General features: G+C 73.0%; 15 protein-coding genes. 9 read left to right on the top strand and 6 right to left on the bottom strand.

The features are described 5' to 3' along the window. The first annotated feature begins 57 nt into the window (after positions 1 to 57). The 9 genes from SCAB_RS33400 to fabG all read left to right on the top strand — a co-directional run bounded on the left by SCAB_RS33400 (position 58) and on the right by fabG (position 9,588). Positions 58 to 342 (top strand): acyl carrier protein, encoded by a 285-nt coding sequence (locus SCAB_RS33400; RefSeq protein ID WP_013004528.1) that lies wholly within the window; start codon positions 58 to 60, stop codon positions 340 to 342. Beyond that, positions 339 to 671 (top strand): hypothetical protein, encoded by a 333-nt coding sequence (locus SCAB_RS33395; protein WP_013004527.1) that lies wholly within the window; start codon positions 339 to 341, stop codon positions 669 to 671. The genes SCAB_RS33400 and SCAB_RS33395 overlap by 4 nt, the downstream gene beginning before the upstream one ends. Next, positions 661 to 1,902, top strand: a complete 1,242-nt coding sequence (locus tag SCAB_RS33390) for a beta-ketoacyl-[acyl-carrier-protein] synthase family protein (protein ID WP_037728354.1) — start codon at positions 661 to 663, stop codon at positions 1,900 to 1,902. The genes SCAB_RS33395 and SCAB_RS33390 overlap by 11 nt, the downstream gene beginning before the upstream one ends. After that, on the top strand, positions 1,899 to 2,798 hold the full coding sequence (locus tag SCAB_RS33385) for a hypothetical protein (RefSeq protein ID WP_013004525.1): 900 nt from the start codon (positions 1,899 to 1,901) through the stop codon (positions 2,796 to 2,798). Before SCAB_RS33390 ends, SCAB_RS33385 begins: the two co-directional genes overlap by 4 nt. Then, a complete protein-coding gene (locus tag SCAB_RS33380) occupies positions 2,785 to 4,485 on the top strand; it encodes a class I adenylate-forming enzyme family protein (protein ID WP_013004524.1) in 1,701 nt (566 codons plus the stop codon). The genes SCAB_RS33385 and SCAB_RS33380 overlap by 14 nt, the downstream gene beginning before the upstream one ends. Then, a complete protein-coding gene (locus tag SCAB_RS33375; protein WP_013004523.1) occupies positions 4,482 to 5,036 on the top strand; it encodes a hypothetical protein in 555 nt (184 codons plus the stop codon). Before SCAB_RS33380 ends, SCAB_RS33375 begins: the two co-directional genes overlap by 4 nt. A gap of 194 nt (positions 5,037 to 5,230) precedes the next feature. Then, on the top strand, positions 5,231 to 7,288 hold the full coding sequence (locus SCAB_RS33365) for an FAD/NAD(P)-binding protein (RefSeq protein ID WP_013004522.1): 2,058 nt from the start codon (positions 5,231 to 5,233) through the stop codon (positions 7,286 to 7,288). Beyond that, entirely contained in the window at positions 7,285 to 8,733 is a 1,449-nt protein-coding gene (locus tag SCAB_RS33360) for a nitrosuccinate lyase (protein WP_013004521.1), read from the top strand. The genes SCAB_RS33365 and SCAB_RS33360 overlap by 4 nt, the downstream gene beginning before the upstream one ends. 138 nt (positions 8,734 to 8,871) lie before the next feature. Continuing rightward, positions 8,872 to 9,588, top strand: coding sequence for a 3-oxoacyl-ACP reductase FabG (fabG, locus tag SCAB_RS33355; RefSeq protein WP_013004520.1), 717 nt, complete (start codon positions 8,872 to 8,874; stop codon positions 9,586 to 9,588). Between the two features lie 82 nt (positions 9,589 to 9,670). Here fabG and pgi read toward each other — a convergent pair whose 3' ends face one another. The 6 genes from pgi to gap form a co-directional block, all read right to left on the bottom strand. After that, the gene (gene pgi / locus SCAB_RS33350) at positions 9,671 to 11,323 is read right to left on the bottom strand and encodes a glucose-6-phosphate isomerase (RefSeq protein WP_013004519.1); all 1,653 of its coding nucleotides are present in this window, start codon (positions 11,321 to 11,323) and stop codon (positions 9,671 to 9,673) included. Between the two features lie 263 nt (positions 11,324 to 11,586). Next, the gene (locus tag SCAB_RS33345) at positions 11,587 to 11,922 is read right to left on the bottom strand and encodes an RNA polymerase-binding protein RbpA (RefSeq protein WP_010352468.1); all 336 of its coding nucleotides are present in this window, start codon (positions 11,920 to 11,922) and stop codon (positions 11,587 to 11,589) included. Between the two features lie 228 nt (positions 11,923 to 12,150). Further along, complete coding sequence (gene secG / locus SCAB_RS33340) at positions 12,151 to 12,381, bottom strand: preprotein translocase subunit SecG (RefSeq protein WP_029181151.1); 231 nt, start codon at positions 12,379 to 12,381, stop codon at positions 12,151 to 12,153. Between the two features lie 100 nt (positions 12,382 to 12,481). Continuing rightward, positions 12,482 to 13,375: a triose-phosphate isomerase gene (tpiA, locus tag SCAB_RS33335; RefSeq protein ID WP_013004517.1), complete on the bottom strand. Its 894-nt coding sequence runs from the start codon at positions 13,373 to 13,375 to the stop codon at positions 12,482 to 12,484. A gap of 6 nt (positions 13,376 to 13,381) precedes the next feature. Further along, entirely contained in the window at positions 13,382 to 14,593 is a 1,212-nt protein-coding gene (locus SCAB_RS33330) for a phosphoglycerate kinase (protein ID WP_013004516.1), read from the bottom strand. Positions 14,594 to 14,728: 135 nt separating this feature from the next. Beyond that, positions 14,729 to 15,739: a type I glyceraldehyde-3-phosphate dehydrogenase gene (gene gap, locus SCAB_RS33325; RefSeq protein WP_013004515.1), complete on the bottom strand. Its 1,011-nt coding sequence runs from the start codon at positions 15,737 to 15,739 to the stop codon at positions 14,729 to 14,731. Positions 15,740 to 15,741 lie beyond the last annotated feature (2 nt).

The following is a 15,741-nucleotide window of genomic DNA, read 5'->3' as shown; positions in this document are numbered from 1 at the left end:
CGGGCGGCCCCCGCACGACTTTTCGCATGACCTTCTCACGACCTTCCCCCCCTGGAGATGGCGATCATGAGCACGTCCACCCTGGACAACGAGATCCGCGAGTTCGTCCTGACCACGGTCATCGACGAGATGAACATCCTGCTGAGCCGCGACGGCATCACGGACGAGAGCCCGGTGACCGTCGGCGGGCTGGAGCTGGACTCCCTCAGCCTGATCGAGCTGACGCTGCGGCTGGAGTCGCGGTTCGGCGTGGAGATCCCGGACACCGACATCGAGCCGCTGGCCTCCCTGACCCTCGGCGGGCTCGTCTCCGAGGTCGTCGGGCGCGGGGCGAAGGCATGAGCGCGGAGGTCTCCGCACCGTCCGCCCCGCAGGCGTCCGCCCCACAGCCGTCCGCACCGGCCGTCATCACGCTCGGCACGGTCCGGGAGCTGCTGTCCGACCGGAAGATCTTCCCCGGCGTCCCGGACGACCTCGGTGACGACTCCGAACTGGTCCTGGACTCCCTGGGGTTGGTGTGGCTGCTGCATGTGGTGGAGGAGCGGTACGGGCTGGTGGTGGAGCCAGGCGACGACGACATCGCGAACCTGACCTCGCTGCGGCGGCTCACGGAGTTCCTGAGCGCGTCCGCGGCGGGCGCGACGGACGGGGGTGACCGCGTTGACCGGTGACGTGACGGTGACCGGGTTCGGTGTGCGCACCGCCTTCGGCGCGGGCGCGGACGCACTGCGCCGCGGTGTCTTCGCCGGTGTTCCCTCCTTCGCCCCCACCACCCGCTTCGACACCGGCCCGTACCGCACGCCGATGGCCGGGGCCGCACCCGACGGCGCCGACGCGGCCGAGCACCGGGCCCTGCGCCCGGCCCTCGCGCACTGCGGAAGGGAGGCCCTCGACATGGCGGGCCTGCCCACGGGCACCCAGGCGGCGGTCCTGCTGGGCATCGCGGGCGACTGCACGGGCATCACGCGCTTCTGGCGGGAGGCGGCGGGCCCGCGAGGCGGCGCCGGACCGGCCGACCCGGAAGGCGGCGCGGACGCGCCCGCGTCGAACGGGAACGGCGACGGCGACGCGGTCGCGCAGCTCGCCGACGCCGTCCCGGCGCACCTCGCCGAGTCGCTGGCCCACAGCCTCGGGCTGACCGGACCCCGGCTCACGTTCACCAACGCCTGCGTGGCCTCCGCCGCCGCGATCATCCACGCCTGCCGGCTGATCTCGTCCGGGCGGGCCGACGTGGCGGTGTGCGCCGGCGGCTACCTCGTGGAGGAGGAGACGTTCGGGAAGTTCGACTCGGGGCGGGCGCTGTCCCGCGACGGGCTGGTGCGGCCGTTCAGCGCGGACCGCACCGGGCTGCTGCTCGGCGACGGGGTCGCGGCGGTCGTACTGGAGTCCGCCGAGCACGCGCGGCGGCGCGGGGCCCGGCCGCTGGCGGGCGTGACCGGCTGGGGCGCGGCCACCGACGCCCACCACATCGCCCAGCCGCACCCGGAGGGCGTGGGCCTGGCCCGCGCCGCCCGGCAGGCACTGCGGCTGGCCGGCGACCCCGACGGGGCGGCCCTCGGCTACGTCAACGCGCACGGCACCGGCACCAGGTACAACGACGGCGCCGAGACCCGGGGGCTGCGCGCCGCCCTCGGGGAGCGGGCCGAGTCGGTCCCGGTCAGCTCCACCAAGGGCACCACCGGCCATCTCCTGGAGGCGGCCGGTGTCGTGGAGTTCGTGATCACGGTGCTGGCCCTCATGGACGGCGTCCTGCCGCCGACCGCGAACCTCACGCGGCCGGACCCGGAGTGCGACCTCGACTACGTGCCGAACCGGCCCCGGCAGGCCGACCTGCGCCGGGCCCTCACCATCAACGCCGCCTTCGGCGGCGCCAACACCGCACTCGTCCTGGAGCGGCCGTGACGACGACGGACCACGGCGGCGCGACCGCGCCGCCCGGCACATCCGCGGACACGGAGGAGACCGGGCCGGCCGGGAAGGGGCCGCTGCGCTCTCCCCTCGGTCTCCTCACCACGGCCACCGCGACCCACGGCACCGGACGGCCCGGCGACATCCCGCTGCCGCGGCTGCCGGGGTTCGTGGAGTCGGCGTTCAGCCCTCTGTCGTACGAGGTCACCGCGCGGTGTCTGACCGAGCGGCCCGGGGACGGCTCGCGCACGGCCGTCGTGCTGGCGAGCCTCCTGGGGGACACCACCACGGCCGATCTGGCGAGCCGGCGGGTGGTGTCCGGGCGGGTCCACAACCCGCTGCTGTTCATGCAGGCCACCCCGAACTCCGTGCTCGGGCACCTCAGCCGGGAGTTCGGGATCACCGGCCAGATGTTCAGCCTCTCCACCCTCGACGACCCGGTGGCCGAACTGCTGGCCATGGCGGACCTCCTCCTGGAGGACCCGGAGCTGGACCGCGTCCTGGTGGCCGGCGTGGAACTGGGCGGCGGAGCGCGTACGGCGGCCGTGCACCGGGAGCTGTCCGCCGGGACCGGCCGGCCGCTCCCGGATCTCCCGGAGGCCGCCGCCCTGGCGGCGGCCGTCCTCCTCGGCCGCCCCGGCGCGGGCGCGCCCGTGACCGTCGGCGCGGCGCGGCCCCAGGACGGCGGGCCGCCGACGGCACCCGTGCACGCCGGCAGTGTCCAGGGCCTGTTCGACCTGGCCGACGCCCACCGGCGGCTACTGCGGGACGGCGGCACCCATGTCCTGGCCACCACGCCCGGGGCGGCCGCGTTCCTCCTCGACGCCGAACGGTTCCCGGACCGGGACGAGACGGAAAGAGACGAGACGGAGACCCATGCTCATCAGTAGGCAGGAGCGGGCGCGGATCTGCTCCGACACCGCACTCGGCGCCGGCAACATCCTCGGGCGGCTGCGCGCGTACGAACGTCCGCTCGACGAGCCGGTGCTGCGGACCGACGGCACCTGGCGGGCGCCGGACGGCAGCCACCCCGAGGTGCTGACGCTCGGGCAGCTGTACGAGGCGGTGGAGACGTACGCGGGCTGGTACGCGTCCCGGGGCGTGCGCCCCCGTGACCCGGTGGCCGTCCACTCCTTCTCCGCCGTCGAGTTCGCGGTGAACTTCCTGGCGCTGACCTCGCTCGGCGCCGTCCCGTCGTTCGTCAACGGCAATCTGGCCCCGGAGACCGCCCGGGAGTACGTCCGCCGCCAGGGCGCGGTGGGCGCCTTCACCGACAAGGCCCACCGCGAGGTGCTGCCCGGCGGCCCGGCGGACGTGGCGGGCCCCGGCTTCCGGGTGACCGCCGCCGACATCCGGCCGGAGCACCGGGCGTCGCTCCCGGCGTCGTACCCCTACCGGCACGACGCGAGCGACCCGGTGCTCATCTCCCACTCGTCCGGCACCACCGGCATGCCCAAGGGGGTGCCGCACACCCACCGGACGCTGATGTACGCCCAGGTGCACCGGCTGCGGTTCTCCACCGGCGCCGACATGGAGCGGACGCTGGTGGGACTGCCCGGCGCGCACAACGCGATGGTGGCGACCCTGCTGTACTGCCTGCTGCTGCGCGCGGACATCAAGCTGCTGTCCAGCCAGCGCGGGGCGGACGTGCTCGACGCCGTCGAGGAGTTCCGGCCGACGACGGTCCTTGCCTTCGCCGGGACCTTCGGCGAGATGGCGGCGGAGGACCTGACGGTACGTGACCTGTCCAGCGTGCAGGTGTGGTTCAACACCGGGGACGCGGCGCACGAGGCGCACATCCGGGCGCTCGTGGAGCACGGGAGCCATATCGAGATCCGGCGCGATCTGAGGCGTGTCCGGGTCGACGGTTCGGTCTTCGTGGACGGTCTCGGTTCGTCGGAGGCCGGCTACTCCGTCTTCCACAACCGGCACACCAAGGACACCTCGGCCTACTCGCGCCGCGTCGGCAGGCCGATCAGCTTCGCCGAGGCCGCGGTGCTGGCGGAGGACGGCACCCCGCTGCCGGCCGGGCAGATCGGCCGCCTCGGTCTCAGGTCGCCCACGCTGACGCCCGGTTACTGGAACGACTCGCTGACCTGGAACCGGATGCGGCTGGGCGGCTACTGGCTCACCGGCGACCTCGCGCACCAGGACGAGGAGGGCAACTTCTACCACCTCGACCGGGTGCCGGACGCCGTCCGCACCCGCGCCGGGATCGTCTTCAGCACCCGTACCGAGGAACTGCTCCTCGCCGAACTGCCCCGGCTCGCCGACTGCACGGTGGTCGGGGTCGCCCCCGACGGGGTCCGCGCGGACTGGGACGGCGACGGCGAGGCCGAGGCGTACGCGCTGCTCCAGCTCACCGGGGAGGAGGGCGAGGACGGCGACGAGGTGTGGACCGGGCGGGTCAACGCCGTGCTGACGGCCGCCGGTTTCCCGCCGGTCACCCGGGCGCTGCGGATGCGGCCCGAGGACGTCGCCAAGGGCGCCACCGGAAAGGTTCTCAAACGAGTGATGCGCGACCGGCTCGCCGCCGCCCCGGCCGCCGCGGACACCGCTGAGGAGCAGCAGGCATGAGCACGCACAGCGACGCCGACGGCGTCAACCACCGCGCCCGCGCCGGTGAGGCGTACCGGCTGTGGTGGCAGCACGACGCCCACTGGTACCAGGGGGTCGCCGCGCGGTACGGCCAGGAGGCCGCGAACGAGATCAACGCGGAGGCGATGGGGAGGATCGCCCGGCACGTCGGGCAGCGTGTCGCCCGGCTGCACGGACCGCTCCCGGACACCGGGGACGCCCGCAAGGACCTGGAGGAGCTGCGCCGCCGCTACGACGACTGCGGTGACCGGATGTTCCCGCCGGAGCTGCGCAACGCCTCCACGGAGGTCGAGGACGACGGCACGATCGTGCTGACCCTGAAGCGGAGCTTCGCGATCACCATGGTCCGGATGGCCGGTTCGCTGGAGGGCTACCGCTGTCCGTGCACGGCCGTCCACGCCGGCTGGTCCGAGGGGCTCGGCGCGACCCTCGCGGAGAACCGGGCCGAGAGCTGTCTGCGGGACGGGGACCCGGCGTGCCGTCTGATCATGCGGGTGTGCGGCACCGCCGCGGCCGGTACGGAGGGCTGAGCGGTGCGGGCACTCGTCGCCGGGGCCGCCGCAGTGGTGGGCCGTCCGCCGGCGGACGCGTCACCGGCTCGGGGCCACCGGCTCACCGCCGCGCACGGTACGGCCGACGAACGGGCCCGCCCGGTCCCGGGCCGGAAGCCGGCCGGGCCGAGCCGGCGTGACGGGCTGGGCCGGCGTGACGGGCTGGGCCGGGAATGACCCGGGCCGGGGACGCGCTCGCGATCTGTGTGATCGGCGCCGGTCCGCGTGGCCTGTCCGTGCTGGAGCGGATCTGCGCCAACGCGGACGCGGCCGGACGGCCGGTCGAGGTCCACCTGGTCGACCCGTACCCGCCGGGCCCGGGCGCGGTGTGGCGCACGGACCAGCCGGGCGAGCTGCTGATGAACACGGTCGCCTCCCAGGTGACCCTGTTCACCGACGACAGCGTGGACTGCGCCGGACCGCCGGTGCCGGGGCCGAGCCTGTACGCGTGGGCGTGCGCGGTGCGCGACCAGGCCGCCGGGCGGGAGCTGCGGCGGGCGCTGCCGTCGCGGGCCGTGGAGGAGGCCCGGCGGCTGGGCCCCGACACCTATCCGACCCGCGCGTTCCACGGTCACTACCTGGCATGGGTGTTCCGGCACCTCACGCGCACGGCCCCCGCCCGGGTGACGGTCCGCACCCACCGGACGACGGCGGTCGCGCTGGCCGACGACACCGGGCCCGGGCGGGGCGAGAACACCGCGGGACGGTACAGCGCCGAGGTCCCGGCCCCGCCGCAGCGGGTGACGCTGGCGAACGGCGACCTACTGGCGGGGCTGGACGCGGTGGTGCTGGCCCTCGGCCACGGCGCCCTGACACCGTCGCCGGAGGAACGCGCCCTGCGCGCCTTCGCCGACCGCCACCGTCTCGTCCACGTGGGCCCCGCCAACCCGGCCGACGCCGACCTGAGTCGCATCGCGCCGGGCACCCCGGTGGCCCTGCGGGGGCTGGGCCTGAACTTCTTCGACTGCCTGGCCCTGCTCACCGAGGGCCGCGGCGGCACCTTCAAGGAGGGCGAGTCCGGCCTCGTGTACCTGCCGAGCGGCAACGAGCCCGTGCTGTACGCCGGTTCGCGGCGCGGAGTCCCTTACCACGCCCGGGGCGAGAACGAGAAGGGTGCGCTCGGCCGCCACGAGCCGCGCTTCCTGACCCCGGACGTCATCGCGGGTCTGCGGCGCCGGGTGGCCGGCGGGCGGCCGCTCGGCTTCCGGCAGGACCTGTGGCCGCTCGTCGACCGCGAGGTACGGACCGTCTACCACGAGGCGTGGATCCGCGCCGCCCGCGGACCGGAGGCGGCCGGGGAGTTCGTACGGTCCGCGCTCGCGGACCCGCGGGGACGGGACGAGACGGCCCTGCTGGACCGGCACGCGGTCCCGCCCGGCGAGCGCTGGGACTGGACCCGCGTCGAACGGCCCCACGGCGGGCGGCGGTTCGCCGGCCGCGCCGGCTTCCGGGACTGGCTGCTGGCGTATCTGCGCCGGGACGTCGCCGAGGCCCGGCGGGGCAATGTGAGCGGACCGCTGAAGGCGGCGCTGGACGCCCTGCGGGACCTGCGCAACGAGATCCGGCTCGTCGTCGACCACGGAGGTGTGTCCGGCGAGTCGTACCGTGCCGAACTCGACGGCTGGTACACCCCGTTGAACGCCTTCACCTCGATCGGCCCGCCCGCCTTCCGCGTGGAGCAGCTGATCGCGCTGATCGAGGCGGACGTCGTGCGGGTACTCGGCCCGGGCATGCGGGTGCGGGCGTGGGCGCCCGGGCCCGGGGACGCCGGCGAGGGCGGTTTCCTCGTGGACGCGGAGTCGGTGGACGAGGCTCCGGTGCGGGTGCGCGGCCTGATCGAGGCCCGGCTGCCCGCCGTGGACCTGGGGCGGAGCACCGACCCGCTGCTCCGGGGGCTGCTCGCGTCCGGCGCGTGCGGCTCGTACCGGCTGCCGGGCGATCCGGGGTACGAGCCCGGCGGACTGGCGGTCACCGACGGCCCGCCCCGGCTGGTGGACGCGGCCGGCCGGGCGCATCCGCGCCGGTTCGCGTTCGGGGTGCCGGTGGAGGGGGTGCGCTGGGTGACGGCGGTCGGCGTCAGGCCCGGTGTCGGCTCGGTGACGCTGGAGGACTCGGACGCGATCGCCCGGGCGGCGCTGGGGCTGGGACCGGGGAAGGGGCCGGGGTCGGGGGGCCGTGAGGGCACGGTCGTTCCCTCCCCGCGTCCGGCATCGGACACAAGGAGTCGATGAGCATGAACGCGATGTCCGTGGGCACCGACTCGGGTCTGCTCGCCCCCACGTGGGCGGGCACACCCGTGGCCGCCGAGGTGACCGACGAGGCGTGGCTGCAGGCCATGCTGGACGCCGAGGTGGCGCTGGCCCGCGCGCAGCACGCGGTCGGGCTGACACCCGCCGGCGCCGTGGCGGTGATCGCCGCGGCGGCCCGGGCGGAACGGCTCGACCTGGTGGCCCTGGCCCACGCGGCCCGGGCGGCCGCCAACCCGGTGGTCGCGCTGGTGACCGTCCTCACCGAGGCCGTCGCCGCGAAGGATCCCGCCGCCGCGGAGTATGTGCACCGGGGGTCCACCAGCCAGGACATCCTGGACTCGGCGGCGATGCTGATCGGCCGCCGGGTGCTCGGCCTGATCGCGGCGGACCTGCGCCGGGTGGCGGCCGCCCTCGCCGCCCTGGCCGACACCCACCGCCGCACCGTCCTCGCCGGGCGCACCCTCGCCCAGCACGCGGTGCCGACGACCTTCGGGCTGAAGGCGGCGGGATGGCTGGAGCTGGTCGCCGGCACGTGGGTGCGGGTGCGGGCGGTGGCCGCACGGCTCCCGGCCCAGCTGGGCGGGGCGGGCGGGACGCTGGCCGCGTACCGGGAGTACGCGGTGGTGGACCGGGGCGGCCCGGACGCGCCGGAGGGCGGACCGGACGGCGGCCCCGGCGAGGGCGGGCTGGAGCTGGTCAAGCCGTTCGCCGAGGCGCTGGGACTGGCCGAGCCCACCCTCCCCTGGCACACCGTCCGCACCCCGGTCGCCGACCTGGGGGGCGTGCTCCAGCTCGTCACCGGCGCGCTCGGGAAGTTCGCGCTCGACGTACAGACGCTGTCCCGTACGGAGATCGGTGAGCTGTCCGAGCCGGCCGGGGCCGGGCGCGGCGCCTCCTCGGCCATGCCGCAGAAACGCAATCCGGCGCTGGCCACGCTGATCGTGTCGGCCGCCCGGCAGGTCCCCGCGCACGCCCTGGTGCTGGCGCAGTGCCTGCTCGCCGAGGACGAACGGCCCGCCGGGGCCTGGCACGCCGAGTGGCAGCCGCTGCGGGAGGCGTTGCGGCTGACGGGCGGGGCCGCGCACACCGCGGTCGAGCTGGCGGAGGGGCTGATCGTGCATCCCGGCCGCATGCGGGCCAACCTCGAACTGACCGGCGGCGCCATCGTCAGCGAACGCCTGAACGTGGCGCTGGCCCCGGTGCTCGGCAAGGTCCGCGCGAAGAAGCTCCTGACCGCCGCCGCGGCCGAGGCGGCAGCCACCGGCCGGCCGCTGCGGTCGGTGCTGGCCGCCGACCCGGACCTGTCCGCCCGGTTCTCCCCCGACCGCATCGCGGGGCTCCTCGATCCGGCCCGCTACACGGGCGCGGCCGAGGCCCTGGTCGACCGGGCCCTGCGCAGATACGGCGAGCTGACCGCGGAGCCGTGAGCCGGACCACCGCGCTCGTCAGGGGCGCGGGGAACGGCGCGAGAAGCCCCACCGGAGCCGCACCCAGCCGCACCCAGCAAACGATCCCCTCCCCATACGCACGCAGACCCGCACGCACGCACGAAGAGGGAACACTCCATGACACAGCCCACGCCCCGCTCGGTCCTCGTCACCGGTGGCAACAGGGGCATCGGACTCGCCGTGGCCCGCCGGTTCGCGGCGGCCGGGGACCGGGTCGCGGTGACGTACCGCCGCGAAGAGCCCCCGGCCTCGGAGAACCTTCTCGCCGTACGGTGCGACGTGACGGACGGCGCCCAGGTCGACCAGGCGTTCAAGGAGGCCGAGACCGCGCACGGCCCGGTCACCGTCCTGGTGGCGAGCGCGGGCGCCGCCCGGGACCGTCTGCTGGTCCGGATGACCGAGGAGGACTTCACCTCGGTCGTCGACACCAACCTCACCGGGGCCTTCCGGGTGGCCCGGCGCGCGGTGCGGGGCATGCTGCGCACGGGCCACGGCCGTATCGTCCTGGTCTCCTCGACGGCCGCCCTGCGCGGCGCCCCCGGCCAGACCAACTACGCGGCGGCGAAGGCGGGGCTGGCCGGCTTCGCCCGCGCCCTCACCCAGGAACTCGGGCCCCGCGACATCACCTGCAACGTCGTCGCCCCCGGCCTCACCGAGACCGACATGAGCCGCGCCCTCACCCCGGACCAGCGCGGCGCACTGCTGCGCACCACGCCCGCGGGACGCCCGGGCACCCCCGAGGAGGTGGCCGACGCGGTGGCCTTCCTGGCCGGCGCCGGATACGTGCGCGGCGCGGTGATCCCGGTCGACGGGGGCGCCGGGCTGGGGCACTGAGACCCGGCGGGGCCGGCCCGCCACTGGAGGGGGCGGGGAAGTGGACGTCGCGCGGCCGCCCGCTTCCCCGCCCCGGGTACGGCTACCGTCCGCGCAGCGCCCGGTAGGTGGCGACCAGCGCCTGTGTGGACGTGTCCAGGCCCGGCACCTGCGCCCCTTCCGTCAGCGCCGGCTCCACGCGCTTGGCGAGGACCTTGCCCAGCTCGACGCCCCACTGGTCGAAGGAGTCGATGTTCCAGACGGCACCCTGGACGAACACCTTGTGCTCGTACAGCGCGATCAGCTGGCCGAGGACCGACGGGGTCAGCTCCTTCGCCAGGATCGTGGTCGTCGGGTGGTTGCCGCGGAACGTCTTGTGCGGCACCAGCTCGTCCGGCACGCCCTCCGCGCGGACCTCGTCCGGCGTCTTGCCGAAGGCCAGCGCCTGGGTCTGGGCGAAGAAGTTGGCCATGAGCAGGTCGTGCTGCGCCTTCAGCGGGTCGCTCAGTTCGGCGACCGGCTCGGCGAAGCCGATGAAGTCCGCCGGGATCAGCTTCGTGCCCTGGTGGATCAGCTGGTAGTAGGCGTGTTGCCCGTTCGTCCCCGGCGTGCCCCACACCACCGGCCCGGTCTGCCACGTCACCGGCTCGCCGTCGCGGCCCACGTACTTGCCGTTGGACTCCATGTCCAGCTGCTGCAGGTAGGCCGTGAACTTGGACAGGTAGTGGCTGTACGGCAGCACCGCGTGGGACTGGGCGTCGTGGAAGTTGCCGTACCAGATGCCCAGCAGGCCGAGGAGCAGCGGCACGTTGGACTCGGCGGGTGCCGTCCGGAAGTGCTCGTCGACGAGATGGAACCCGTCGAGCATCTCCCGGAAGCGGTCCGGGCCGATCGCGATCATCAGGGACAGCCCGATCGCCGAGTCGTAGGAGTAGCGTCCGCCGACCCAGTCCCAGAACTCGAACATGTTGTCCGTGTCGATTCCGAAGTCCGACACCTTCCCCGCGTTCGTCGACAGGGCGACGAAGTGCTTGGCGACGGCGTCGGAGCCGGCCTTCAGTTCGCCGAGCAGCCACTCGCGCGCGGAGGTCGCGTTGGTGATCGTCTCGATCGTGGTGAACGTCTTGGAGGCGATGACGAAGAGCGTCTCCGCCGCGTCCAGGTCGCGCACCGCCTCGTGCAGGTCGGCGCCGTCCACGTTGGACACGAAGCGGACCGTCAGGTCGCGGTCGGTGTAGGAGCGCAGCACCTCGTACGCCATCGCCGGGCCCAGGTCGGAGCCGCCGATGCCGATGTTGACGATGTTCTTGATGCGCCGCCCGGTGTGGCCGGTCCACTCCCCGGACCGGATGCGCTCGGCGAAGCCACTCATCCGGTCGAGGACGGCGTGCACGGCTGGCACCACGTTCTCGCCGTCGACCTCGATCACCGCGTCGCGCGGGGCGCGCAGCGCGGTGTGCAGGACGGCGCGGTCCTCGGTGGTGTTGATCTTCTCGCCGCGGAACATGGCGTCCCGCAGCCCGAACACGTCGGTCGCGGCGGCCAGCTCGCGCAGCAGCCGCAGCGTCTCGTCGGTGACCAGATGCTTGGAGTAGTCGACGTGCAGATCACCGACCTCCAGCGTGTACCCGGCGCCGCGCCCGGGGTCCGCCGCGAACAGCTCGCGCAGCTGGACCTCACCCTGCTGCTCCCGGTGCTCGGCCAGCGCGGTCCATGCGGGCGTCTGGTCGAGCCTGGTACGGCTTTCTGCGTTCATCTCGGACTTCAGCCTTCTTTCCTACCTGGTCCTGCGTACCTTGCCCCGCTGCCGGTCCCAACCTAATTGATCACAGCGGAACACGAGCCGTCGTCCCGCGGTCGTCCGGGGCAACAACAGATACGTCCGTCCCGGGCGCCCGTGTCAGCGCGGCGCGGGACGGAACGGGAAGGCCGAGGCGACACGCCCGGGCGGCCCGCGACGGGAGACCGCCCCGGAACAGCTCCGGCCGGGCACCCAGGGTGCCCGGCCGGTGTCGACTTCTAGATCTCGCCCCGCAGTTTGGCGAGCGCCTCGGCGAGGATCGCCTCGCCGTCCGCGTCGCTGCGGCGCTCCCGCACATAGGCGAGGTGCGTCTTGTAGGGCTCGGTGCGGGGTGGGGCCGGGGGGTTGTCCCGGTCCTGTCCGGCCGGGAAGCCGCAACGCGGGCAGTCCCAGGTGTCGGGGACCTGTGCGTCGCTGGCGAAGCTCGGCTGGGTCTCGTGTCCGTTGGAGCACCAGAAGGAGATGCGCAGCCGGGGTGCGGACTCGCCGCGCTCGGCTTCGCCCATCGGCCCCGCCCCGACCCGGCTTCCTCGGATCGCGTTGCCACTTGCCACGGTCGTAACTCCCTGCGTGATGGTGCGACGAAGCGAGTCGGCGTTTCGCTTCGCTGCGAGCGCCACAGTCTACGTAAGGCCCAACGCGCGTCCAGTGATGGGAGTTACATCCCGCACACAGACGCAAGCCCCATGATAGGCCGCGTTCGAAGTCGCGTACCCGTCATGGGGCTTTACGTGCGGATTGGTGCGTCCGTGACGCGTTGTCTCACCGGCTCGGCCTGACGGTCAGTTGTTGACCTTCATCAGGATGCCGAGGACGACGATGCACGCGAACCACAGCAGACCGACCACGACGGTGATCCGGTCGAGGTTGCGCTCGGCGACCGAGGAGCCGCCGACGGAGGACTGCATACCGCCACCGAACATGTCGGAGAGGCCGCCGCCCTTGCCCTTGTGCATCAGCACCAGCAGCATCATCAGCAGGCTGAAGACGATCAGGGCGATCGAGAACCCCATAACCACGGCTGGACCAACTTCCTCGGATTCTGATGGACTGCGGGGACCGGCCGCGTGGCCGGTCCCCGCAAGAGTACGACGTTACGCCGTCAGGGCCTACTCACTGGTCGCGGAAGCGCACGATCTTGACGAACTCGTCGGCGTCCAGCGAGGCACCGCCGACGAGGGCGCCGTCGATGTCGGCCTGGGCCATGATCTCGGCGACGTTGCCGGCCTTGACCGAGCCGCCGTACTGGATGCGGACCTTGTCGGCCAGCTCCTGACCGTACAGCTCGCCGACGAGGGCGCCGTCGATGTCGGCCTGGGCCATGATCTCGGCGACGTTGCCGGCCTTGACCGAGCCGCCGTACTGGATGCGGACCTTGTCGGCCAGCTCCTGACCGTACAGCTCGGCGAGCTTGGCGCGGATGGCCGCGCACACCTCCTGGGCGTCCTCGGCGCCGCAGACCTTGCCGGTGCCGATGGCCCAGACGGGCTCGTAGGCGACCACGACGGTCTCGGCGTGCTCGGCGGAGACGTCCTTCAGGCCGCCCTCGACCTGGGCGAGCGTGTGGGAGACGTGGTTGCCCGCCTCGCGGACCTCCAGCTCCTCGCCGACGCACAGGATCGGGGTCAGGCCGTGCTTGTAGGCGGACTTGACCTTGGCGTTGACGATCTCGTCGGTCTCGTCGTGGTACTGACGGCGCTCCGAGTGGCCGATCGCCACGAACGTGCACTTGAGCTTGGCCAGCATCGGCCCGGAGATCTCGCCGGTGTAGGCGCCGGAGTCGTGGGCCGAGAGGTCCTGGGCGCCGTACTTGATCTTGAGCTTGTCGCCGTCGACCAGGGTCTGGACCGAGCGCAGGTCGGTGAAGGGCGGCAGGACCGCGACCTCACACGCCTCGTAGTCCTTGTCGGCGAGGGCGAAGGCGAGCTTCTGGACGTGCGCGATGGCCTCGAGGTGGTTGAGGTTCATCTTCCAGTTGCCCGCCATCAGGGGCGTACGCGTGCTCATTGAGGGTCAGTCCTCCAGTGCGGCGAGGCCGGGGAGCGTCTTGCCCTCGAGGTATTCGAGGGAGGCGCCGCCACCGGTCGAGATGTGGCCGAATGCGTTCTCGTCGAAGCCCAGGATGCGCACGGCCGCGGCGGAGTCGCCGCCGCCGACGACCGTGAAGGCCTTGGAATCGAGGAGGGCCTGGGCGACCGCCTTGGTGCCCTCGGCGAAATCGGGGTGTTCGAAGACGCCCATGGGGCCGTTCCAGAAGACGGTGGCGGCGTCGGCGATCTTCGAGGCGTACAGCGTGGCGGACTCCGGACCGATGTCCAGGCCCATCTGCCCGGCCGGCATGGCGTCCGCGGCGACGGCGGTGGCGCCGGCCGGAGCCTTGGTCTTCAGGTCGGGGAAGGCGGGCGCGACGACGGCGTCCACGGGCAGGACGATCTCGACGCCGGTGCGCTCCGCGCGCTCCAGGTACTCGGTGACCGCGCCCAGCTGGTCCTCCTGGAGGAGGGAGCTGCCGACCTCGTACCCCTTGGCCTTGAGGAAGGTGAACGCCATGCCGCCGCCGATGAGAATGCGGTCGGCCTTGCCGAGCAGCTGGTCGATGACCGCGAGCTTGTCGGAGACCTTGGCGCCGCCGAGCGCGACCACGTACGGGCGCCGGACGTCGTCGGTGAGCTTCCCCAGGACGCCGACCTCGGTGGCGATCAGGTACCCGGCGTAGTGCGGCAGCCGGGCCGGGAGGTCGAAGACCGAGGCGTGCTTGCGGTGCACGGCGCCGAAGCCGTCGCCCACGTACACGTCGGCGAGGGCGGCCAGCTGGTCGGCGAAGGCGCCGCGCTCGGCGTCGTCCTTGCTCGTCTCACCGGCGTTGAAGCGCAGGTTCTCGACGACGGCGACCTGGCCGTCACCCAGGGCCGCGACCGCGGCCGTGGCGGAGTCGCCGACCGTGTCCGTCGCGAACGCCACGTCGGTGCCGAGGAGTTCACCGAGGCGGGCGGCGGCCGGGGCGAGGGAGAAGGCGGGGTCCGGGGCGCCCTTGGGGCGGCCCAGGTGGGAGGCGACGACGACACGCGCGCCCGCCTCGGCAAGCGCCTTGACCGTGGGCAGCACGGCGCGGATGCGGCCGTCGTCGGTGATGGTGGTGCCGTCGAGCGGCACGTTGAGGTCGGCGCGGACGAAGACCCGCTTGCCGGCGACTGACTCGGCGAGGAGTTCGTCGATCGTCTTCATGAAGGAGGGCTCCCGGGGAGGACTGGTGGTGCTCGTGATCGTAGGAGGGCCTTTTCCTGCGTGAGTCAGGGCCCGGGCGGCGCGTCCCTGCGCCGCCCGAGCCCTGACTTCACATCGAGGTGCCTGCTCTGTCGGTCAGAGCTGCTCGCCGACGAAGACCGTGAGGTCGACGAGGCGGTTGGAGTAGCCCCACTCGTTGTCGTACCAGCCGAGGATCTTCACCGTGTTGCCCTCCTGGACCATGGTCAGGGAGGAGTCGAAGGTGCAGGAGGCCGGGTCGCTGACGATGTCCGAGGAGACGATCTCGTCCTCGGTGTAGGCCAGGAAGCCCTTGAGGGCGCCGTCCTCGGAGGCCTTCTTGAACGCGGCGTTGACCTCGTCCTTGGTGACCTCGCGCTGCAGCGTGACGACCAGGTCGGTGGCCGAGCCGGTCGGGACCGGGACGCGCATCGCGATGCCGTCCAGCTTGCCCTTGAGCTGCGGGAGGACCAGCGCGGTGGCCTTCGCGGCACCCGTGGTGGTCGGGATGATGTTCTCGGCGGCGGCGCGGGCGCGGCGCAGGTCCGAGTGCGGGAAGTCCAGGATGCGCTGGTCGTTGGTGTACGCGTGGACCGTCGTCATCAGACCCTTGACGATGCCGAAGTTCTCGTCGAGGACCTTGGCCATCGGCGCCACACAGTTGGTGGTGCAGGAGGCGTTGGAGATGACGTGGTGGTTGGCCGCGTCGTACTTGTCCTGGTTGACGCCCATCACGATGGTGATGTCCTCGTCCTTGGCCGGAGCCGAGATGAGGACCTTCTTGGCGCCACCGGCGAGGTGCTTCGCGGCGTCGGCCTTCTTCGTGAAGATGCCGGTGGACTCGATGACGATGTCGACGCCCAGCTCGCCCCACGGGATGTCGGCGGGGTTGCGCTCGGAGAGGACCTTGATGGTGTGGCCGTCCACGGTGATCGTGTCGGCGGTGTGCGACACCTCGGCCTTGAGACGGCCCAGGATGGTGTCGTACTTCAGGAGGTGTGCGGTGGTCGCGGTGTCACCCAGGTCGTTGACAGCCACGATCTCGATGTCAGCACCCTGCTCCAGCAGCGCGCGGAAGTAGTTACGACCGATGCGGCCAAAGCCGTTGATGCCTACGCGGATCGTCACGA

The sequence above is a fragment of the Streptomyces scabiei 87.22 genome, assembly GCF_000091305.1.
Lineage (GTDB): Bacteria > Actinomycetota > Actinomycetes > Streptomycetales > Streptomycetaceae > Streptomyces > Streptomyces scabiei.
Note: the sequence above shows the minus strand (reverse complement) of the source record. Positions and strands in the feature narration are given on the sequence as shown.